This window comes from Pseudomonas sp. S150 (assembly GCF_004526365.1).
Classification (GTDB): Bacteria; Pseudomonadota; Gammaproteobacteria; order Pseudomonadales; family Pseudomonadaceae; genus Aquipseudomonas; species Aquipseudomonas putida_A.
The window spans coordinates 998026-1019591 of sequence record NZ_CP038207.1 but is presented as its reverse complement, the minus strand read 5'-3'; the positions used below and the strand labels follow the sequence as shown (position 1 = coordinate 1019591).

15 protein-coding genes are annotated in these 21566 nt (G+C 60.9%); 2 read left to right on the top strand and 13 right to left on the bottom strand.

Going from position 1 to position 21566, the window contains the following annotated elements; genetic code table 11:
- Nucleotides 1-78: 78 nt before the first annotated feature.
- Nucleotides 79-981 (bottom strand): LysR family transcriptional regulator, encoded by a 903-nt coding sequence (locus tag E3Z29_RS04710; RefSeq protein WP_134785251.1) that lies wholly within the window; start codon nt 979-981, stop codon nt 79-81.
- 118 nt (nt 982-1099) lie between these two features.
- Between E3Z29_RS04710 and E3Z29_RS04705 the strand changes: the two genes are divergently transcribed.
- Nucleotides 1100-2377, top strand: a complete 1278-nt coding sequence (locus E3Z29_RS04705) for an MFS transporter (RefSeq protein ID WP_134785250.1) — start codon at nt 1100-1102, stop codon at nt 2375-2377.
- Between the two features lies 1 nt (nt 2378).
- On the opposite strand, the gene E3Z29_RS04700 is transcribed toward E3Z29_RS04705, so the two are convergent.
- The 12 genes from E3Z29_RS04700 to E3Z29_RS04640 form a co-directional block, all read right to left on the bottom strand.
- Nucleotides 2379-2891 carry a cytochrome b gene (locus tag E3Z29_RS04700; protein WP_098968473.1) on the bottom strand — a complete coding sequence of 171 codons (513 nt, stop codon included), beginning with the start codon at nt 2889-2891 and terminating at the stop codon, nt 2379-2381.
- Nucleotides 2892-3079: 188 nt separating this feature from the next.
- Entirely contained in the window at nt 3080-4147 is a 1068-nt protein-coding gene (hemE, locus tag E3Z29_RS04695; RefSeq protein WP_097087025.1) for a uroporphyrinogen decarboxylase, read from the bottom strand.
- A 242-nt stretch (nt 4148-4389) separates the two neighbouring features.
- A complete protein-coding gene (locus tag E3Z29_RS04690) occupies nt 4390-5808 on the bottom strand; it encodes an FAD-dependent oxidoreductase (protein ID WP_134785249.1) in 1419 nt (472 codons plus the stop codon).
- A 33-nt stretch (nt 5809-5841) separates the two neighbouring features.
- Nucleotides 5842-10287, bottom strand: a complete 4446-nt coding sequence (gltB, locus tag E3Z29_RS04685) for a glutamate synthase large subunit (RefSeq protein ID WP_134785248.1) — start codon at nt 10285-10287, stop codon at nt 5842-5844.
- Between the two features lie 350 nt (nt 10288-10637).
- Nucleotides 10638-12227, bottom strand: a complete 1590-nt coding sequence (locus E3Z29_RS04675; protein ID WP_098966820.1) for an AAA family ATPase — start codon at nt 12225-12227, stop codon at nt 10638-10640.
- A 10-nt stretch (nt 12228-12237) separates the two neighbouring features.
- Nucleotides 12238-13338, bottom strand: a complete 1101-nt coding sequence (aroB, locus tag E3Z29_RS04670) for a 3-dehydroquinate synthase (RefSeq protein ID WP_027611317.1) — start codon at nt 13336-13338, stop codon at nt 12238-12240.
- Nucleotides 13339-13489: 151 nt separating this feature from the next.
- Entirely contained in the window at nt 13490-14008 is a 519-nt protein-coding gene (gene aroK / locus E3Z29_RS04665) for a shikimate kinase AroK (RefSeq protein ID WP_134785247.1), read from the bottom strand.
- A gap of 4 nt (nt 14009-14012) precedes the next feature.
- The gene (gene pilQ, locus E3Z29_RS04660; RefSeq protein WP_134785246.1) at nt 14013-16091 is read right to left on the bottom strand and encodes a type IV pilus secretin PilQ; all 2079 of its coding nucleotides are present in this window, start codon (nt 16089-16091) and stop codon (nt 14013-14015) included.
- Between the two features lie 13 nt (nt 16092-16104).
- The gene (locus tag E3Z29_RS04655) at nt 16105-16632 is read right to left on the bottom strand and encodes a pilus assembly protein PilP (protein ID WP_134785245.1); all 528 of its coding nucleotides are present in this window, start codon (nt 16630-16632) and stop codon (nt 16105-16107) included.
- Nucleotides 16629-17252 carry a type 4a pilus biogenesis protein PilO gene (pilO, locus tag E3Z29_RS04650; protein ID WP_098966813.1) on the bottom strand — a complete coding sequence of 208 codons (624 nt, stop codon included), beginning with the start codon at nt 17250-17252 and terminating at the stop codon, nt 16629-16631. The genes E3Z29_RS04655 and pilO overlap by 4 nt, the downstream gene beginning before the upstream one ends.
- Nucleotides 17249-17815: a PilN domain-containing protein gene (locus E3Z29_RS04645; protein WP_134785244.1), complete on the bottom strand. Its 567-nt coding sequence runs from the start codon at nt 17813-17815 to the stop codon at nt 17249-17251. Before E3Z29_RS04645 ends, pilO begins: the two co-directional genes overlap by 4 nt.
- Nucleotides 17815-18879, bottom strand: a complete 1065-nt coding sequence (locus E3Z29_RS04640) for a pilus assembly protein PilM (RefSeq protein WP_096794691.1) — start codon at nt 18877-18879, stop codon at nt 17815-17817. Before E3Z29_RS04640 ends, E3Z29_RS04645 begins: the two co-directional genes overlap by 1 nt.
- A gap of 219 nt (nt 18880-19098) precedes the next feature.
- Between E3Z29_RS04640 and E3Z29_RS04635 the strand changes: the two genes are divergently transcribed.
- Nucleotides 19099-21543, top strand: a complete 2445-nt coding sequence (locus tag E3Z29_RS04635) for a penicillin-binding protein 1A (RefSeq protein WP_372241217.1) — start codon at nt 19099-19101, stop codon at nt 21541-21543.
- Nucleotides 21544-21566 lie beyond the last annotated feature (23 nt).

The window sequence follows — 21566 nt, the reverse complement described above, 5'->3', positions numbered from 1 at the left end:
TCGCGAGCAAGCCCGCTCCCACAGGGGACTGCATTCCAGTTGTGGGAGCGGGCTTGCTCGCGAAGAGGCCGGTAGCCATCACCCACTTGAAGGCTCAACCTTGCGCGTCAGCAGCTCGACGAACGCCTTGGCCATCGGCGATTTCTGATCCTTGCGCTGCACCAGCCACACCGCCGACACCGCCTCCGGATCGAGCAGTGGTCGATAGACCACACCGTCAATGCGCATCCGCTGATACGACGCCGGCAACACCGAAACCCCCAGCCCCGCTGCGACCAGTCCGATGATGGTCATCGCCTCACCGGCCTCCTGGGCGAAGTGCGGACTGAATCCGGCATCGCGGGCCAGACTGAGCAGTTGCGCATACAGCCCGCTGCCGTAGCTGCGCGGAAAGAACACGAACGGCTCCAGCGCCAGCGCCGAGAGGAACAGCCCTTCCTCGCTGCCTTGCGCCAACGGATGTTTGGAGCCGAGCACCGCCACCAGCGGCTCACGCATCAGCTCCACCACACTCAGCGAATCCGGTAGACCCAGCGGACGCATGATGCCGACTTCGATCGACTCATCCACCAGCGCGTCCGCGACCATGGTGCTGCTCATCTCCCGCAGGTTCAGATGCACTGCCGGGAAACGCTGGCGAAAAGCAAAAATCGCCTGGGGAATGGTCGAGTTGAACGGCGCCGACGAGGTGAAGCCAATCTTCAATTCGCCCAGTTCGCCGAGTTGCGCACGCCGGGCAACGTCCGCCGCTTTGTCGACCTGCGCCAGCACCAGTCGCGCCTCCTGCAGAAACAATCGGCCGGCCTCGCTCAGCTCGACCCGACGATTGGTGCGCTCGAACAACCGCGCGCCGACCTCTTGCTCCAACGCCTGAATCTGCTGACTCAGTGGTGGCTGAGAGATCCCCAGCACCTGTGCGGCGCGGCCGAAATGCAGTTCTTCGGCGACGGCGATGAAGTAGCGCAGATGACGCAATTCCATGGAAACCCCATTAGGTCGTTAAAGCTATCAAACAGGTCGAACAATATATTGGATAGAAACATTAGCCAGCTATATGATTTTTTCATTGCCTGCCTGGCCGTGCCCTCCGAGGTCTGATGTGAAAACCGCCGCCGCCCCTCTTGCCCATGAAGTTCCGCCTGCCGCGACGGACGATGTCATCGCCGAGCTGCAGGAGATCTACATCGAAAAAGGTACACCGATGTTCATGCGCACGGTGCTGGCGCTGTTCAGCGGCGGCTTCGCGACCTTCGCCCTGCTGTACTGCGTGCAGCCGATGATGCCGCTGCTGTCCCACGAATATTCGATCAACGCCGCGCAGAGCAGCCTGATTCTGTCGGTGGCGACCGGCATGCTGGCCTTCGGTCTGCTGATCACCGGGCCGATCTCCGACCGGGTCGGACGCAAACCGGTGATGGTCGCGGCACTGTTCGCCGCCGCGTTGTGCACCATCGCCAGCTCGATGATGCCGAGCTGGCACGGCGTGCTGATCATGCGTGCGCTGATCGGCCTGTCACTGAGCGGCCTGGCGGCCGTGGCGATGACTTACCTGAGTGAGGAAATCCACCCGCAGCACATCGGTCTGGCGATGGGCCTGTACATCGGCGGTAACGCGATTGGCGGGATGAGCGGACGCTTGATCACCGGAGTGTTGATCGACTTCGTCAGCTGGCACACGGCGATGCTGGTGATTGGCGGTCTGGCGCTGGTCGCAGCGGCGGTGTTCTGGAAGATCCTTCCCGAATCGCGCAACTTCCGCTCACGCTCACTGCATCCACGCAGCCTGCTTGATGGCTTCACCATGCACTTTCGCGACGCCGGCCTGCCGCTGCTGTTTCTTGAAGCGTTCGTGCTGATGGGCGCCTTCGTCACCCTGTTCAACTACATCGGTTATCGCCTGCTGGCCGCGCCGTACAACCTCGATCAGGTGTTCGTCGGTTTGCTGTCGGTGGTGTACCTGTCGGGCATCTACAGTTCGGCGAAAATCGGTTCGCTGGCGGACAAACTGGGGCGGCGCAAAGTGCTGTGGGCAACCATCGCACTGATGTTCGCCGGCCTTGCACTGACTATGTTCACGCCGCTGTTGCTGGTGATCGTCGGCATGCTGATCTTCACCTTCGGCTTCTTCGGCGCGCACTCGGTGGCGAGCAGCTGGATCGGCCGGCGTGCGACCAAGGCCAAGGGCCAGGCGTCGTCGTTGTACCTATTCAGTTATTACGCCGGGTCGAGTATTGCCGGCACGGCTGGCGGGGTGTTCTGGCATCTCGGCGGGTGGAATGGCATCGGCCTGTTTATTGGCGCCCTGTTGATGATCGCGCTGTTGGTGGCGTTGAAACTGGCGAAGTTGCCGCCCCTCGGTGGCAGCGCTCCCGCTTGAGTCAGAACACCATTTTTTTCAGGATTCGGCGCCCACACATTTCGTGTTTGATAACGGCTGCGATGTGTAGCGCTACTTGAACCAGTAACATCACGCACGCCCAAACATGGATGACGAAGAACCGATCAATCCACTGTAGATCGTTCAGCGGCGCCGGAATAAGAACCAGATCAAATATATTGATCGGTCGATCCATCATTAATATTCCTGTGAGCAAGACAACCGCCGTCATCAGATAAATAGACTTATGCATCCAGCTCGCCAGGCACTCCATAAAGGGCCTGGCCACCTCGCGAGAGGTATGAGAGCCTCTGACAGAAATATACAATCTCAGTATAAATACCGGAATAAATAAAGCCGTCACCGAAACATTTATAAATCCGACTATCAATTTTGTTTCCGGTGCAACTTTAATGACTGACACATAGAAGCCAGACAATAGAGCCCATAAAATTACTGCCGCAGATATCCAGTGCAAAGCAATCTGGAGACGCGAATATCCAACCCTTTTCATTGCAACCATCCTGATAAACAAGTGGCGCCATTACAAGGCTCTGAATTATCAGCGTCAACGAGAAAACCATTAACAGAAACTGCACAAAGTAAACAATCTTTACGAGCAAGGTTTATTGCACTTTCAACTTAAACATAAAAAAATCAATTACCGCCCGAACATTGCATTCGGGCGGTCGTGTCAACGTCTTACTCGTGATACTGCGCCGACAACTCGTGCACCGCACGCAGGAACGCACCGGCATGCTCCGGATCGACCTCAGGGGTGATGCCGTGGCCGAGGTTGAACACGTGGCCACTGCCTTTGCCATAGCTGGCCAGAATACGACCGACTTCAGTGCGGATCGCTTCCGGTTTGGCGTAGAGCACGGTCGGGTCCATGTTGCCTTGCAGCGCGACCTTGTCGCCGACACGGGCGCGGGCGTTGCCGATGTCGCAGGTCCAGTCCAGGCCCAGTGCGTCGGCGCCAGCGTCGGCGATGCTTTCCAGCCACAGGCCGCCGTTCTTGGTGAAGAGGATCACCGGCACCTTGCGACCGTCGTGCTCGCGGATCAGGCCGCTGACGATTTTCTTCATGTAGGCCAGGGAGAACTCCTGGTACGCCGCCGCCGACAGGTTGCCGCCCCAGGTATCGAAGATCTGCACCGCTTGCGCGCCGGCCTGGATCTGGCCGTTGAGGTACGAGGTCACCGACTGTGCCAGCTTGTCCAGCAGCAAGTGCATGGCTTGCGGGTTGTCGTATAGCATCGCCTTGGTCTTGCGGAAGTCCTTCGACGAACCGCCTTCAACCATGTAGGTGGCGAGGGTCCACGGGCTGCCGGAGAAGCCGATCAGCGGCACACGACCATTCAGCTCGCGGCGGATGGTGCTGACCGCGTCCATCACGTAGCCGAGGTCTTTGTGCGGATCAGGGATCGGCAACGCTTCGATGTCGGCCAGGGTGCTGACGACTTTCTTGAAGCGCGGGCCTTCACCGGTCTCGAAGTACAGGCCCTGGCCCATGGCATCGGGAATGGTGAGGATGTCGGAAAACAGGATCGCCGCGTCCAGTTGCGGGTAGCGGTCGAGCGGTTGCATTGTGACTTCGCAAGCGAATTCCGGATTCATGCACAGGCTCATGAAATCACCGGCCTGGGCACGGCTGGCGCGGTATTCAGGCAGGTAGCGGCCGGCCTGGCGCATCATCCACACCGGGGTGACGTCAACGGGTTGCTTGAGCAGGGCGCGGAGGAAACGGTCGTTCTTCAGGGCAGTCATGTCGGCATCCGGAAAAAAAGTGCGGGCATTTTCTCAGAGCGCGACGCAAAAGGCACGGATGCAGGTCAGCCTTTTGTCTATCGGGTCAATTTATTGCGCTGTATTGAGCGCACAGAAACCAGTGTGGGAGCGGGCTTGCTCGCGAAAGCGGTGCGTCAGTCAATACATCGGGTGACTGATACAAAGCCTTCGCGAGCAAGCCCGCTCCCACATTTCTGATCGCATTTCAGGCTGAAATGTAATCAGACGCCCAAGTAATCGAGGATCCCTTCGGCGGCATTGCGGCCTTCGAAGATTGCCGTTACCACCAGGTCGGAACCGCGCACCATGTCGCCACCGGCGAAGATTTTCGGGTTGCTGGTCTGGTGCTTGTACTGACCGTGCTCAGGCGCGACGACGCGGCCCTGGCTGTCGGTCTGGATTTCGAACTGTTCGAACCACGGTGCCGGGCTCGGGCGGAAACCGAACGCGATGACCACGGCGTCGGCCGGGATGATCTCTTCGGAGCCCGGGATCGGCTCGGGGCTGCGGCGGCCACGGGCGTCCGGTTCGCCGAGACGGGTCTCGACCACTTTCACGCCTTCAACCTTGTCTTCGCCAACGATGGCGATCGGCTGGCGGTTGTAGAGGAATTTCACGCCTTCTTCCTTGGCGTTCTTCACCTCTTTGCGCGAGCCGGGCATGTTCGCTTCGTCACGACGATAAGCACAGGTCACCGACTTGGCGCCCTGACGGATCGAGGTGCGGTTGCAGTCCATCGCCGTGTCGCCACCACCGAGTACCACGACCTTCTTGCCTTTCATGTCGACGAAATCTTCCGGCGACTTTTCAAAGCCCAGGTTGCGGTTGACGTTGGCAATCAGGAAGTCCAGCGCGTCGTAGACGCCCGGCAGGTCCTCACCGGCAAAACCGCCCTTCATGTAGGTGTAGGTGCCCATGCCCATGAATACCGCATCGTATTCGGCGAGCAGTTGCTCCATGGTCACGTCCTTGCCGACCTCAGTGTTGAGGCGGAACTCAATGCCCATGCCGGTGAAGACTTCGCGACGATTGCTCAGCACGGTCTTCTCAAGCTTGAACTCGGGAATGCCGAAGGTCAGCAGACCGCCGATTTCCGGGTTCTTGTCGAACACCACCGGGGTCACACCGCCACGCACCAGCACGTCGGCACAGCCCAGACCCGCCGGGCCGGCACCGATGATCGCGACACGTTTGCCGGTCGGTTTGACCTTGGACATGTCCGGGCGCCAGCCCATGGCGAATGCGGTGTCGGTGATGTACTTCTCGACCGAACCGATGGTCACCGCACCGAAACCGTCGTTGAGGGTGCAGGCACCCTCGCACAGCCGATCCTGCGGGCACACCCGGCCGCAGACTTCCGGCAGGGTGTTGGTCTGGTGCGACAGCTCGGCGGCCTGGAGGATGTTGCCCTCGGCCACCAGCTTCAGCCAGTTGGGAATGAAGTTGTGCACCGGGCACTTCCACTCGCAATACGGGTTGCCGCAACCCAGGCAGCGGTGGGCCTGGTCGGCCGACTGCTGGGGTTTGAACGGTTCGTAGATCTCGACGAACTCTTTCTTGCGTTGACGCAACAGTTTCTTCTTCGGATCCTTGCGCCCGACATCGATGAACTGGAAGTCGTTATTCAGACGTTCAGCCATTGTTAAAACCTCATCAAACTCTTCAGGCGCATATCACTGCGGGTTGGCACGAGTGCTGGAAAGCAACGACTTCAGGTTGGCAGCCTTAGGCTTGACCAGCCAGAAACGACGCAGGTAGTCATCAAGGTTCTCGGCGAGTTCACGACCCCACTCGCTCTCGGTTTCCTTGACGTACTCGTTCAGCACGTTCTGCAGGTGGCTGCGGTAGGCTTCCATCGCCTCGCCGCTGATCCGCTGGATTTCCACCAGTTCGTGGTTGACCCGGTCAACGAAGGTGTTGTCCTGATCGAGCACGTAGGCGAAACCGCCGGTCATGCCAGAGCCGAAGTTGTAACCGGTCTTGCCCAGGACGCAGACGAAACCACCGGTCATGTACTCGCAGCAGTGATCGCCAGTGCCTTCCACGACCGTGTGGGCACCGGAGTTACGCACGGCAAAACGCTCGCCTGCGGTGCCGGCGGCGAACAACTTGCCGCCGGTGGCGCCGTACAGGCAGGTGTTGCCGATGATGGCGCTGTTCTGAGTCTGATAGACGCTGCCCTTCGGCGGCACGATGACCAGCTTGCCGCCGGTCATGCCTTTGCCGACGTAGTCGTTGGCGTCGCCTTCCAGGTACATGTGCAGACCACCAGCGTTCCACACGCCGAAGCTCTGACCGGCCGTGCCTTTGAAGCGGAAGGTGATCGGCGCGTTGGACATGCCCTGATTGCCGTGCTTGCGCGCGATTTCGCCGGAGATCCGCGCACCGATCGAACGGTCGCAGTTGCAGATGTCCAGTTCGAACTCGGCGCCGCTGAGGTCGTTGATCGCCGACGTCGCCATGTCGACCATTTTCTCGGCCAGCAGGCCTTGGTCGAACGGCGGGTTGCGCTCGACGCCGCAGAACTGCGGTTTGTCCGCCGGGATGTGATCGCTGCCCAGTAGCGGAGTCAGATCCAGGTGGTGTTGCTTGGCGGTCTGGCCTTCGAGGATTTCCAGCAGATCGGTACGGCCGATCAGCTCTTCGAGGGAACGCACGCCGAGCTTGGCCAGCCACTCACGGGTTTCTTCGGCGACGTAGGTGAAGAAGTTCACCACCATGTCGACGGTACCGATGTAGTGATCCTTGCGCAGCTTCTCGTTCTGCGTCGCAACGCCGGTGGCGCAGTTGTTCAGGTGGCAGATGCGCAGGTATTTGCAACCCAGGGCAATCATTGGCGCTGTACCGAAGCCGAAACTTTCGGCGCCGAGGATCGCGGCCTTGATCACGTCGAGGCCGGTTTTCAGGCCGCCGTCGGTCTGCACCCGGACTTTGCCGCGCAGGTCGTTGCCGCGCAGGGTCTGGTGGGTTTCAGCCAGGCCGAGTTCCCACGGAGCGCCCGCGTATTTGATCGAGGTCAGCGGCGAAGCACCGGTGCCACCGTCGTAACCGGAGATGGTGATCAAGTCCGCATAGGCCTTGGCCACACCGGCGGCGATGGTGCCGACGCCCGCTTCCGCTACCAGTTTCACCGAAACCAGTGCCTTCGGGTTGACCTGTTTCAGGTCGAAGATCAGTTGCGACAAGTCTTCGATCGAGTAGATGTCGTGGTGCGGCGGTGGCGAAATCAGGGTCACGCCCGGCACTGCGTAACGCAGCTTGGCGATCAGCCCGTTGACCTTGCCGCCCGGCAGTTGCCCGCCCTCGCCCGGTTTGGCGCCCTGAGCGACCTTGATCTGCAGCACTTCGGCGTTGACCAAGTATTCCGGGGTGACACCGAAACGGCCGGTCGCGACCTGCTTGATTTTCGAGCTCTTGATGGTGCCGTAGCGCGCCGGGTCTTCGCCGCCTTCGCCGGAGTTGGAACGCGCACCGAGGCGGTTCATGGCTTCGGCCAGGGCTTCGTGGGCTTCCGGCGACAGTGCGCCCAGCGAGATACCGGCGGAGTCGAAGCGCTTGAGCACCGATTCCAGCGGTTCGACTTCACTGATGTCCAGCGGCTTGTCGAGGGTCTTGACCTTGAACAGGTCGCGAATCATCGACACCGGACGGTTGTCCACCAGCGAGGTGTATTCCTTGAACTTGGCGTAGTCGCCCTGCTGCACGGCGGCTTGCAGGGTGTTGACCACGTCCGGGTTGTAAGCGTGATATTCGCCGCCGTGGACGAACTTCAGCAGACCGCCCTGCTGGATCGGCTTGCGCGGACTCCAGGCTTCGGTAGCGAGGGCTTTCTGCTCGGCTTCGATGTCGACGAAACGCGCACCCTTGATGCGGCTCGGCACGCCACGGAAGCTCAGTTCGCACACTTCTTCGGACAGGCCGATGGCTTCGAACAGTTGCGCACCACGGTACGAGGCGATGGTCGAGATGCCCATCTTCGACAGGATCTTCAACAGGCCTTTGGTGATGCCTTTGCGGTAGTTCTTGAACACCTCATAGAGGTCGCCCAGCACTTCACCGGTGCGGATCAGGTCGCCCAGCACTTCGTAGGCCAGGAACGGATAGACCGCCGAGGCGCCGAAACCGATCAGCACCGCAAAGTGGTGCGGATCGCGCGCGGTGGCGGTTTCCACGAGGATGTTGGAATCGCAGCGCAGGCCTTTTTCGGTCAGACGATGGTGCACTGCACCGGTGGCCAGCGAAGCGTGGATCGGCAGCTTGCCCGGGGCGATATGGCGGTCACTCAGAACGATCTGGGTACGCCCGGCACGCACGGCTTCTTCAGCCTGATCGGCAACGTTGCGGATCGCCGCTTCGAGGCCGACGCTTTCGTCGTAGTTGAGGTCGATGATCTGCCGCTCGAAACCCGGGCGGTCGAGGTTCATCAACGAGCGCCACTTGGCCGGCGAGATCACTGGCGAGCTGAGGATCACGCGCGAGGCGTGCTCCGGCGATTCCTGGAAGATGTTGCGCTCGGCCCCGAGGCAGATTTCCAGCGACATCACGATCGCTTCACGCAGCGGGTCGATCGGCGGGTTGGTGACCTGCGCGAACTGCTGGCGGAAATAGTCGTACGGCGTGCGCACGCGCTGCGACAGCACGGCCATCGGCGTGTCGTCGCCCATCGAGCCAACGGCTTCGTAGCCTTGTTCGCCAAGCGGACGCAGTACCTGATCGCGCTCTTCAAACGTGACCTGATACATCTTCATGTATTGCTTGAGCTGATCGACATCGTAGAACGCCGAACCGTGGTCGTTGTCTTCCATGGTCGCCTGGATGCGCAGGGCGTTCTTGCGCAGCCATTGCTTGTACGGATGACGGGATTTCAGACGGTTGTCGATCGCGTCGGTGTCGAGGATCTGCCCGGTCTCGGTGTCCACGGCGAGGATCTGGCCCGGGCCGACACGGCCCTTGGCGATCACGTCTTGCGGCTGGTAGTTCCAGACGCCGATTTCCGACGCAACGGTAATGAAACCGTTGGTGGTGGTGACCCAGCGCGCCGGACGCAGACCGTTACGGTCGAGCAGGCACACCGCGTAACGACCATCGGTCATCACCACGCCGGCCGGGCCGTCCCACGGCTCCATGTGCATCGAGTTGTACTCGTAGAACGCACGCAGATCCGGGTCCATGGTTTCAACGTTCTGCCACGCAGGCGGAATGATCATCCGCACGCCACGGAACAGGTCGATGCCACCGGTGACCATCAGTTCGAGCATGTTGTCCATGCTCGAGGAGTCGGAACCGACACGGTTGACCAGCGGGCCGAGCTCTTCCAGATCCATCAGATCGTTGGTGAACTTGGTCCGACGGGCCTGTGCCCAGTTGCGGTTACCGGTAATGGTGTTGATCTCGCCGTTGTGGGCGAGGAAGCGGAATGGCTGGGCCAGCGGCCATTTCGGCAAGGTGTTGGTGGAGAAGCGCTGGTGGAACACGCAGATCGCGGTTTGCAGGCGCTGGTCACCCAGGTCCGGATAGAACGCGGCCAGGTCGGCCGGCATCATCAGGCCTTTATAGATGATGGTCTTGTGCGAAAAGCTGCAGATGTAGTGGTCGGTGTCGGCGGCGTTGGCCACCGACGAGCGACGACGGGCGCTGAACAGCTTGACCGCCATGTCCTGATCGCTCAGGCCTTCACCGCCGATGTACACCTGCTCGATCTGCGGCAGGCGCTCGAGGGCCAGTCGGCCGAGGACGCTGGTGTCGATCGGCACTTTGCGCCAGCCGATCAGTTGCAGGCCTTCAGCGAGGATCTCGCGGTTCATGTTCTCGCGAGCGGCTTCGGCCTTGGCCGGATCCTGGTTGAAGAAAACCATGCCCACGGCATATTGCTTGGGCAGTTCGACGCTGAAGTTTTCCTGGGCCATCGCCCGCAGGAACGCGTCAGGCTTTTGAATCAGCAGACCGCAACCGTCACCGGTCTTGCCGTCGGCATTAATCCCACCGCGGTGGGTCATGCAGGTCAGGGCCTCGATGGCCGTTTGCAAAAGGGTATGACTGGGCTCGCCCTGCATATGGGCTATCAGGCCGAAACCGCAGTTATCCTTGAATTCATCTGGTTGGTACAGACCTGCTTTCATAGACACTTTCTCACCAGGCTGCCTCTTTACGAGGCAAATTTCTTTTCAATTCAACCACTTGCTTGCCGCGCCGAACGTACGCCGGCTTTGCGGGGGCAAAAGGGTGGTCATTGTACACAGCGACACAGACGCTCACAAATTTGACGACGAAATGTCGCAAATCTATGTCGCATTTGTGAAAGGTTTAAAGCGATCTGCTGTGCTAGTCAAAACTTTTTTAATTTTGACTGCAACGACTCAAAGACTACTGTGACGCAGACACCACAAGGCACGCGGTCTGTAGAGACGGCGCGCACTCGTAGAAATTTTGAGGTGCTTGGAGAGGCGGCCTGGGTAAGGCCGCCGAATCTTCAGCGAGTTGTTGCCAGTTCCTGTTGGACGCTGGCGACAGTGCGAGGCCAAGGTTTACCAGCCTGAACCTTCGCTGGCAAGGCCTTGATGGCAGAAACGGCTGCATCACGATTGGCGAAGTTGCCGTAGGTGATCACGTAGAGAGGCTTGCCGTTAAGGACTTTCTTGAAATAACGGTACTCGCCGCCCTGCTCCTTGACGAAGTTCTGCGCGGTCGCTTCGGAGCTGGTGCCGAGGATCTGCACCACGTAGTTGCTGGTCGGTTGACCGGCGTACCAGCTGCCACTGGCAGCCTTGGCCACGGTAACCGGCTTCTCGGCCGGTTTGGCAGCCGCAACAGGCTTGGCCGGAGCCGGAGCCGGTTTGGCCGCTGGCGCTGCCGGAGCAGGCTTGGCGGTGGCGACCTGAGTCGGTGCCGGGGTCGGCTTGGCCGCCGGAACAGGTACTGGCGTCGGAGCCGGGCCGGCCGGAACACCTGCCGGTGGTGCGGAAGTCGTGACGGTCGGCGGCGTTGCGCTGGAGCCTTCGACAGGCACGCCGTCGTCACCTTCGGTGATACCGCCAGCAGCCTCAGCCAACGGGCCGCGCATCACCGGTTGCGAGTTGCCGACCAGCGGCAACGGCATCGGCTGGGTATTGCCGGCGAACTCGACATTCGGTGCGCCACCCTTGGCGCCCTGACCCAATGGCAGTTGTGCCTGTTCGTTGGCGGGTGCGCCGGTGGTTGGCGCCTTGTTGCGACCCGGCATCAGCCAGGCGGCGGCGACCGCGACCACAACGACGGCGGATATCGCCAATACGTGTTTCTTCGGCATGTTGAACCCCATACTTGGACGCTTGACCGCAGAGCGGCTGGCAATCATGACTTCGATCAGTGCATCGCGAGCGACCTGGTTGATGTTGCCAGGCCAACCCTCGGCGCTTTCGTGAATCTCAGAGATCTGATCCGCGGTGAAAAGTTCGACACCCCGGCCCGCACCTTCCAGCCGTTGGTCGAGATATTCGCGGGTCTCTTCTTCGGTATACGGCTGCAGTTCGATGACGTGGAAGCGCTCTTCCTCGAGGTGCAAGGCCTCCAGTTGCGCGATCAGCGACGACTCACCGAACAGGAACACATGCGGGCGACCTTCCGGTGCCCCGGCACCCAGCGCCATCAGCGCTTCGAGGGCGGATTCGTCGAGCTGCTCGGCGTCATCCACCAGCAGATAGACCTCCTGGCCGGTAAGCGCGAGTTGCACTACCTGATCCAGAATCGCGCCAACTTCGGCCTGAGCCACGTTCAGTGCCTGAGCCACCTGACGCAGCACGCCGGCGGCATCGCCAGCTCCACGGGCCGACACGACAACGCTTTGCACCGATTGCTTGTTGGTGCTGGCTACCAGCGCCTGACGCAACAAGGTCTTGCCGCTGCCCTGCGGCCCGGTGACCACCAGCAGCAACTGGCTGTAACGCGCCAGGTGGTGCAATTGCCCCAGCACCGGTTTGCGCTGGGCCGGGAAGAATTTGAAGCCCGGCACCCGCGGCGCGAAAGGGTCGTGACTTAACTGGAAATGGCCGAGGAACGCCTCGTCGGCATGCAAACTAGTCATCGGAATCTTATTAACCTTTAAGCTGAGCCAGAGCGCGGTAATCCGCTCCCAGCGTGGCCTGTAGAACCTCTTTCGGATAATCGGCGGTCACCACCGCTTCGCCCATCCGGCGCAGCAGCACCAGGCGCAGACGACCGTCGATCACTTTTTTATCAATTGCCATATGTTCGAGAAAATCGGCTTCGGTCATTTCTTCCGGCGGAATCACCGGCAGACCGGCACGCTGGAACAGACGAATGCCGCGATCACGTTCCTGCTCGCTGATCCAGCCCAGACGCGCGGACATTTCCAGCGCCATCACGGTGCCAGCGGCCACCGCCTCACCATGCAACCAGACACCATAGCCCATGTGGGTCTCGATGGCGTGGCCGAAGGTGTGGCCGAGATTGAGCGTGGCGCGCACGCCGGTTTCCTTCTCATCGGCACCGACCACTGCAGCCTTGGCCGCGCAGGAGCGCTCGATGGCATAGGTCAGGGCCTTCTGATCCAGCGCGCGCAGAGCGTCGACGTTGTCTTCAAGCCAGGTCAGGAACGGCTCGTCGCAGATCAGACCGTACTTGATGACTTCAGCCAGACCAGCGGACAGCTCACGCTCTGGCAGGGTTTTCAGGGACGCGGTATCGATCAGCACCACGTTCGGCTGATAGAACGCGCCGACCATGTTCTTGCCCAACGGGTGGTTGATGCCGGTCTTGCCGCCCACCGACGAATCGACCTGGGACAGCAGCGTGGTAGGAATCTGGATGAAATCGACACCGCGCTGGTAGCAGGCGGCGGCAAAACCGGCCATGTCACCGATGACACCACCACCGAGGGCGATGATTGTGGTGCGGCGGTCGTGACGGGCAGTCAGCAGGCCGTCGAAGATCAGTTGCAGGGTTTCCCAGTTCTTGAAGGCTTCGCCGTCCGGCAGCACCACCGAGATCACCGAGAACTGCGCAAGGCTGCGGGTCAGACGTTCGAGATAGAGCGGCGCAACGGTCTCGTTGGAGATGATTGCCACTTGCCGCCCATGGATATGCGGCGCCAGCAACTCGGGCTGATCCAACAAACCTTCGCCAATATGAATCGGGTAGCTGCGCTCGCCTAGATCGACCTTGAGTGTCTGCATGTGTCCCCACAGTGAAGATGGAAGCAGGCGTCCTGCCCTGAATTATTGGTTGTCTGCGGCCTATAGCGAATCTGACGCCGCTCGCACGCCATCCGCCACAACCTCGGCGGCTGTGACAGGACGCCGAGGATAGCGCATTTCCGGCGGCGCTTTAACGGGGTGGCAGCTGCGCCAGACGGTCGAGAATGTCGAGCACCACCATGCGCGGTGGCCGTTCGTCGGTTTCAACCACCAGATCGGCGATCTCTCGATAGAGCGGATCGCGGATCTCGAGCAGGTCTCGCAGGGTTTTCGCCGGATCGGCGGTGCGCAGCAAAGGACGATTGCGATCGCGCGACGTACGCCCGACCTGCTGCTCGACGGAGGCATGCAGATACACCACCCGCCCGCCCGCGTGCAGGGCCTTGCGGTTGGCATCGCGCATTACCGCACCGCCGCCGGTCGCCAGTACCACGCCGTCGTACGCGCACAGCTCGGCGATCATCGCCTGCTCACGGTCACGAAAGCCGGGCTCGCCTTCCTTGTCGAAGATCCACGGGATATTGGCGCCCGTGCGCAGTTCAATTTCCTTGTCGGAATCTTTGAACGGCAGGCGCAGCTCTTTGGCCAGCAACCGGCCGATGGTGCTTTTTCCAGCGCCCATCGGTCCTACAAGAATCAAATTTCGCACAGAATCAACGACTCACAGCAATCGCCTGGTTATTCATGATACGCGGAGTGAGAAATACCAGCAGCTCGGATTTTTTCTCCGAAACCACATCACGCCGGAAAAGGCGGCCAAGATACGGCACATCGCCAAGAAATGGCACCTTATCTACGACCTTGCTTTGAGTATTTGAGAAAACGCCCCCAATCACGATGGTCTCGCCGTCGTTCACCAGCACCTTGGCGTTGACCTCGTTCTTCTTGATCGGCGGTACATCCTGCACTTTGTTCAGGTAGTCCGGTTCGTCCTTGGTGACCTTGACCTCCATGATGATGCGGTTGTCGGGGGTGATCTGCGGCGTCACTTCCAGCGACAGCGAAGCCTCCTTGAACGACACCGACGTCGCACCGCTGGAGCTCGCCTCCTGATACGGAATCTCGGTGCCCTTGAGGATCTTCGCCGTCTCTTTGTCGGAGGTGACCACTTTGGGCTGCGAGACGATCTCACCGTTGCCGGTCTTCTCCATGGCGGTCAGCTCAAGATCGAGCAGCACATTGTCGGTAATGAAGGCGATGCCGATCCCCGAGGTATTACCCACCGTGCCCATGTCGACGAACGGCGAGTTGGTACTGGTACTGCCCGGTGTGCCGATGGTGGTCGACGAGCCATTGCTGACCCCCGAGGTGTTCCAGTTGCCCTTGTTCTGGATCGAACCGCCCCAGCGCACGCCCAGACTCTTGTCGTAATCGACGTTGGCCTCGACGATCCGCGCCTCGATCATCACCTGACGCACCGGAATATCCAGTTGCGCCACGATCCGCCGCAGTTCGTCGAGGCGATCCTGGGTCTGGTAGGCAATGATGTTGTTGGTGCGCTCATCGACAGTGATCGAGCCACGCTCGTCGATTTTCGCCTCGGCGCTGGTCACCGACTGGAACAGCTTGGCGATGTCCGCGGCCTTGGCGTAATTCACTTGCAGCAGCTCGCGGCGCAGCGGCGCCAGTTCGGCGATCTGTTTCTGTGACTCCAGTTCCTGGCGTTCGCGGGCGGCGATTTCGTCGGCCGGCGCCACCAGCAACACGTTGCCGATCTTGCGTTTATCCAGCCCCTTGGTTTTCAGCACCAGGTCCAGCGCCTGATCCCACGGCACGTTTTGCAGACGCAAGGTGATCCCGCCCTGCACGGTATCGCTGGCCACCAGATTGAGGTTGGTGAAATCGGCGATCAGTTGCAGCACCGAGCGCACGTCGATGTCCTGGAAATTCAGCGAAAGCTTTTCGCCGCTGTAGCTGTTGCGGTCAGCGTTGCGCTTTTGCAGGTCATCGACCGTCATCGGGCGAATGCTGACGGTCAGTTTGTTGTCGGTCTGGTAGGTGGAATAGTCGAACGTGCCGCTGGGTTCGACGGTGATGACCGCACGATCACCGGTGGCGGCAGCGTTGACGAACTGCACCGGCGTGGCGAAGTCCTTGACGTCGAGGCGCACCCGCAGCCTGTCGGGCAACTGCGTGCGAGCAAAGCTCAGGATGATCTTGCCGTCATGCTCCTGGATGTCCGGGGCGATGGTCGGGTCCGAAAGGTCAATGACCACGTTGCCCTCCCCCGCAGTGCCGCGCTGGAAGTCGACACCACGAATGGTTTTGGCGACGGGGGTATAAGCCTTCGCCGGCGCTGGAGCCGCGACCGGTCGTGGCGCAACAGCGGCTGGCCGTGGCGCAGCAGGCTTGGCGCCCTGCCCGACCACTACGAACAGATTGTTGCCCTCGACCCGCGAGGTGTAGGACGTCAGTTGCGTCAGGCTGATGATCAGGCGCGTGCGGTCGTTGGCTTCCACCACTGTGGCGGTTCGCGCGTTACCGCTGCCCAGATCGCGGGTCTTGCTCGTCAGTTGGCTGGCGACACCCGGCAGATCCAGGGCGATTCGCGCCGGCGATTCGGTGGTGTAGCCCCTGGGTTGCGGTGGCGGGCTGTCGAACGACAGCTTCAACTCGATGCGATCACCCGGTAACGCCGCGACATCCAGCGTCTTGAGGCTGGCCGCCTGAACCATCGGTGAAAGCAGCGCTATCCATAGCGAAAAACCGAGGGTGGAGAAAATCCTGTTCATTGTTCGACTTCCACTATGAGTGCTCTTTCAAAGGAATGGTGCGCGGACGTTCCAGCCAGGCGCCTTCGCCGTCGGGCACGATCTCGACCACATCGACCTGAGTGGCGCTGATGGCGACAATGCGCCCGTCGTTGCGCCCCAGGTAGTCGCCGACTTTCAACCGATGCACTGCACCCGCCCCGCGCAGCAAGGCAAAGGAGCCGCTGGCATTGGAGATCGTGCCAACCATTTCAAACTGCTCGATGTTGAAACCTTCGAGGTATTGCTTGACCCGGTTGGGGTCGGGTTTGACGTTGGGCGAGCCACGCTGCTGCCCGGCCAGATCGACGCGCACCTGGCGCGAGAACGGGCTACGCAGGTTGGCCGCGCTGTAGGTAAAGGTAGGATAGGAATGAAAGGTCGGCGTCGGCTCGATCTTGCCGGCCGGGCGCAGACGCACTTCGTTCATGTAGGCGTCGAGGTCGCTGAATTCGTCACTGCTGCCGCAACCACTGAGGCCGAGCACCAGCACTGACAAAGCGAAATAACGGATCGGGGTCATTTGTCCAACCCCTTGTCGTTATAGCGGTAGGTCTTGGCGAGAATGCTCATGCGCAGCTTCGTCCCGCCGTCGGGATTGGCCGGTGCCAGTTCGAAATCGTGCAAGGTGACGATCCGTGGCAACCCGGCGACGCCACTGACGAAGGTCGCGAGGTCGTGGTAAGCCCCGGTGACAGTGATCTGGATCGGCAGCTCGATGTAGAACGGCTGGGTCACCTCCGGCAGCAGCTTGATCTCTTCGAATTCAAGACCGCTGCCCAGCCCGGTACGGGTAATGTCCTCGAGCAATCCCGGGACCTCGGTGTCGCTGGGCAACTGCCGCAAGAGCACGCCGAAGGAGGTCTCCATCTCCTTCATCTGCTGGGTGTAGAGCTCCAGGTTGGCAGCCATGTGCGCCTTGCTGGCGAACTGCTCCTTCAAGGTGTCCTCTTCCTGACGCTTGGCTTCCAGCTGGTTTTCCATGTCGCTGATAAAAAAGTTATAGCCAAGCGCCAACACCAGCACCGCCAGCAATGCTCCCGCGATAGTTTTCACCGCGGCCGGCCAGGAGCCGATATTGCTGGTGTCCAGATCGTTGAAGTCGATGTTGCGCAGACTTTGCAGCCATTCGGACGGCTTCATTTTTCGCCCTCCGTCACGGCTGGCTGGGTCTGACGCACAGTCAGCTGAAAGACGTTGGCCTGATCCACCTGACCGGCGGTCGTCGCTTTCACCTCGTTCAAGCTGGGCGCATCGAACCAGTCGGAAGCGTCCAGATTGCGCATCAGCTCCGAGACGCGATTGTTCGACTCCGCCGCGCCACTGATCGACAGCGTCTTGCCGAGCAATTTCACGCTGGTGAAATACACCCCGTCCGGCAGCGTGCGCGCCAGTTGGTCGAAGATCCGTCCGCTGATCTGCCGGTTGCCCTGCAAGTCCTGGATGATGCGCATGCGCTCGACCAGTTGCTGGCGCCGTGCCTTGAGTTCGCTGATCTGCTTGATCCGTTCGTCGACCACGGCGATCTGTTTGCCAATGTAGTCATTGCGTGCTGCCTGCCGCTCGATGGCGGTACTGAAGATCTGATCGGCGATGAACACTGCGCCCACCGAACCGACGAACACCCCGATCAGGATCAGCAGAAAGCGTTTGCGCCGCTCTTCGCGACGTTCCTCACGCCAGGGGAGAAGGTTGATCCGCGCCATCAGTCGAAACTCCTGAGCGCGAGCCCGCAGGCAATCATCAGGGCCGGCGCGTCACTGGCCAGGGCCCCGGCGTTGACCTTGCTGCTCAAGGCCATGTCGGAAAACGGGTTGGCGACCTGGGTCGGGGTGCCCAGACGCTGTTCGATCAGCCGATCCAGCCCCGGCACCGAGGCGGTGCCGCCGGCCAGCAGAATGTGATCGACCGCGTTGTACTGCCCGGAGGCAAAGAAGAACTGCAACGAGCGCGAGACCTGCTGCACCAGAGCATCACGGAACGGTTGCAATACCTCGCTGACATAGTCGTCCGGCAGACCGCCCTGCTTTTTCGCCAGCCCGGCCTGCTCGACGGTCAGGCCGTAGCGGCGCTGGATCTCCTCAGTCAGCTGCCTGCCACCGAACAGCTGCTCACGGGTATAGATGATGCGGCCGTTGTGCAGGACGCTGAGGGTGGTCATGGTCGCGCCGATGTCCACCACCGCCACGGTCAGGCGTTCCTGCGAGGCTGCCAGTTGAGTGGCGAGCAGGCCGAACGAGCGCTCCAGCGCATAGGCCTCGACATCGACCACGCGCGCGGTCAGCCCGGCCAGCGCCAGCGCCGCTTCGCGGACTTCGACGTTTTCCTTGCGACAGGCGGCCAGCAGCACGCTGACCCGCTCCGGGTTGCGCGGCGACACGCCCTGGACTTCGAAATCGATGGCGACTTCGTCCAGTGGATAGGGAATGTATTGGTCGGCTTCGATCTTCAGCTGGTTTTCCAGCTCGTCATCGGTCAGCCCGGCGTCCATCTCGATGATCTTGGTGATCACCGCAGAACCGGCCACCGCCACCGCCACGCTCTTGAGCCCGGTGCGTGCCTTGACCAGCACCCGGGACAAGGCATGGCCCACGCCTTCGAGCTCGGCGATGTTCTTTTCGACAACGGCATTGGGCGGCAGCGGCTCGACCGCGTAGGCTTCGACCCGGTAGCGGTCGCCCTGACGGCTCAACTCCAACAGCTTCACCGAAGTGGAGCTGATGTCGATCCCCAGTAACGTATTGGTCTTTTTCTTGAAGAGTCCCAGCACTACCAATTCCCTATGACTTTCCGTGAGTTACGGACTCTGTAATACGCATTGCGTTCCTTCACCCCGTCTTGACAGAAGCGCAAATGACGCCCCCAGCAGAAAAGTGCTTATAATGCCCAGCGTTTTTTTCCGCTTTTTACTGCCGGCCCAGGCTGTTCTGTGTGTTACCGGAACCCTGTCGCCCAATTCATTCTTTGCCCTGGATGTTCAAAAGCCTTGATTCGTCTGCTGAAATTTTTCGGTTGGTCCATCGTCGCCGTTTTCTGCGGACTGCTTTTAGGTCTCAGCGGCGCGTTTCTTTACCTTAGTCCGGGTTTGCCGTCTGTGGAGGCGCTGAGAAGCATTCAGTTGCAGATTCCGCTCCGGGTCTACAGCAGCGACAACAAGTTGATCGCAGAATTTGGCGAAATGCGCCGTACTCCGATCCGTTTCGCCGACATTCCACCCAATTTCATTAATGCGTTACTAAGTGCTGAAGACGACAATTTCGCCAACCACTATGGCGTCGATCCGAGCAGCCTGATGCGCGCCGCGACCCAACTGGTCAAAAGCGGGCACATTCAGTCCGGCGGCAGCACCATCACCATGCAGGTGGCGAAGAACTTCTTCCTGACCAGCGAACGCAGCTTCTCGCGCAAAACCACCGAGATTCTTCTGGCCCTGCAGATCGAGCGGCAGCTGACCAAGGACGAGATCCTCGAGCTGTACGTGAACAAGATCTACCTGGGTAACCGCGCCTATGGCATCGAGGCGGCGGCGCAGGTGTATTACGGCAAGTCGATCCGCGACGTCAGCCTGGCGCAGATGGCGATGATCGCCGGCCTGCCGAAAGCCCCGTCGCGCTTCAACCCGCTGGCCAACCCGGCGCGCAGCAAGGAGCGCCGCGACTGGATTCTCGGACGCATGTACAAGCTCGGAAAGATTTCCGAGGCTGACTACACCGCCGCGATCAACGAGCCGCTGAACGCCAGCTATCACGTGCCGACCCCGGAAGTGAACGCACCGTACATCGCCGAAATGGCCCGTGCCGAAATGGTCGGTCGCTATGGCAGCGACGCTTACACCGAAGGTTTCCGCGTCACCACCACGGTGCCGAGCAACCTGCAGGAAATGGCCAACACCGCGCTGCACGAAGGCTTGATGACCTACGATCAGCGCCATGGCTACCGCGGACCCGAGTCGCGCCTGCCGGGCAAGACTCACGAAGCCTGGGCGACCGAGCTGACCAAGCAGCGCACCATCAGCAGCCTGGAGCCGGCCATCGTTACCCAGGTCGACAAGAATGGCTTGCAGGTGCTGACCCGTACCGGCGAAGAACACGTCGCCTGGGACACCATGAAATGGGCGCGGCCGTTCCTCAACACCAACAGCATGGGCGCCGCACCGCGTCAGCCGTCGGATGTGGCGCAGGTCGGCGATCTGATTCGCGTGCAGCGTCAGCCGAACAATTCGCTGAAATTCAGCCAGATCCCGCAGGCGCAAGGCGCGCTGGTGTCGCTGGATCCGCAGAACGGCGCGATTCGCTCGCTGGTCGGCGGTTTCGCCTTCGAGCAGAGCAACTACAACCGCGCCCTGCAGGCCAAGCGTCAGCCGGGGTCGAGCTTCAAGCCGTTCGTCTACAGCGCTGCGCTGGACAGCGGCTACACCGCCGCAACCCTGGTCAACGACGCGCCGATCGTGTTCGTCGACGAGTACCTGGACAAGGTCTGGCGGCCGAAGAACGACACCAACACCTTCCTCGGCCCGATCCGTCTGCGCGAGGCGCTGTACAAGTCGCGTAACCTGGTGTCGATCCGCCTGTTGCAGGCGATGGGTGTGGGCAAGACCATCGACTACATCACCCGTTTCGGCTTCAACAAGCAGGACCTGCCGCCGAACCTGTCGCTGGCACTGGGCACCGCGACCCTGACCCCGATGGAAATCGCTACCGGCTGGAGCACCTTTGCCAACGGCGGCTACAAGATCACCCCGTACATCATCGACAAGATCGAAAGCCGCAACGGCGACACGCTGTTCGTCGCCAACCCGCCGACCGTGCCACAGGGTGGCTCGGCGACCGATGGCATCGCGGCGCCGACACCTCAGTCGATCACCGTCAACGCCGCTCCGATTCCGGGTGAAGCACCGGGCGCTGCCACTGCGCCACAAGCGCCGGCCGTGGCCGAGCGGATCGTCGATGGCCGCACCACATACATCCTCAACAGCATGCTGCAGGACGTGATCAAGCTCGGCACAGGTCGCCGCGCACTGGCCATGGGCCGCAGCGACATCGCCGGCAAGACCGGTACCACCAACGAATCGAAGGATGCGTGGTTCTCCGGTTACAACGCCGATTACGTGACCACCGTGTGGACCGGTTTCGACCAGCCGGAAAGTCTCGGTCGCCGCGAGTTCGGCGGCACCGTGGCGTTGCCGATCTGGATGAACTACATGTCTGCCGCGCTCAAGGACAAGCCGCCGCACGTACAGCCTGAGCCGGAAGGCATCCTCAGCCTGCGGGTGGATCCGGTCAGCGGTCGTGCGGCAACGCCGAGCACGCCGGGCGCCTACTTCGAGCTGTTCAAGTCCGAAGACACGCCGCCCTCGGTGAATGAGCTGGGCAACGGCGCCGTACCGGGCAGTCCGCTGCCGGCGGATGAGCAGGCACCGATCGATCTGTTCTGATCAATGCGCCCCAAAAAGCCCCG

Excerpts from the sequence above, each read along its gene's own strand:
- E3Z29_RS04675 (WP_098966820.1), bottom strand. The coding sequence starts at position 12,227 with ATGACTAGTTTGCATGCCGACGAGGCGTTCCTCGGCCATTTCCAGTTA.
- E3Z29_RS04700 (WP_098968473.1), bottom strand. The coding sequence starts at position 2,891 with ATGAAAAGGGTTGGATATTCGCGTCTCCAGATTGCTTTGCACTGGATA.
- aroB (WP_027611317.1), bottom strand. The coding sequence starts at position 13,338 with ATGCAGACACTCAAGGTCGATCTAGGCGAGCGCAGCTACCCGATTCAT.
- gltB (WP_134785248.1), bottom strand. The coding sequence starts at position 10,287 with ATGAAAGCAGGTCTGTACCAACCAGATGAATTCAAGGATAACTGCGGT.
- E3Z29_RS04645 (WP_134785244.1), bottom strand. The coding sequence starts at position 17,815 with ATGGCGCGGATCAACCTTCTCCCCTGGCGTGAGGAACGTCGCGAAGAG.
- E3Z29_RS04710 (WP_134785251.1), bottom strand. The coding sequence starts at position 981 with ATGGAATTGCGTCATCTGCGCTACTTCATCGCCGTCGCCGAAGAACTG.
- pilO (WP_098966813.1), bottom strand. The coding sequence starts at position 17,252 with ATGAAGCCGTCCGAATGGCTGCAAAGTCTGCGCAACATCGACTTCAAC.
- hemE (WP_097087025.1), bottom strand. The coding sequence starts at position 4,147 with ATGACTGCCCTGAAGAACGACCGTTTCCTCCGCGCCCTGCTCAAGCAA.
- pilQ (WP_134785246.1), bottom strand. The coding sequence starts at position 16,091 with ATGAACAGGATTTTCTCCACCCTCGGTTTTTCGCTATGGATAGCGCTG.
- E3Z29_RS04690 (WP_134785249.1), bottom strand. The coding sequence starts at position 5,808 with ATGGCTGAACGTCTGAATAACGACTTCCAGTTCATCGATGTCGGGCGC.
- E3Z29_RS04655 (WP_134785245.1), bottom strand. The coding sequence starts at position 16,632 with ATGACCCCGATCCGTTATTTCGCTTTGTCAGTGCTGGTGCTCGGCCTC.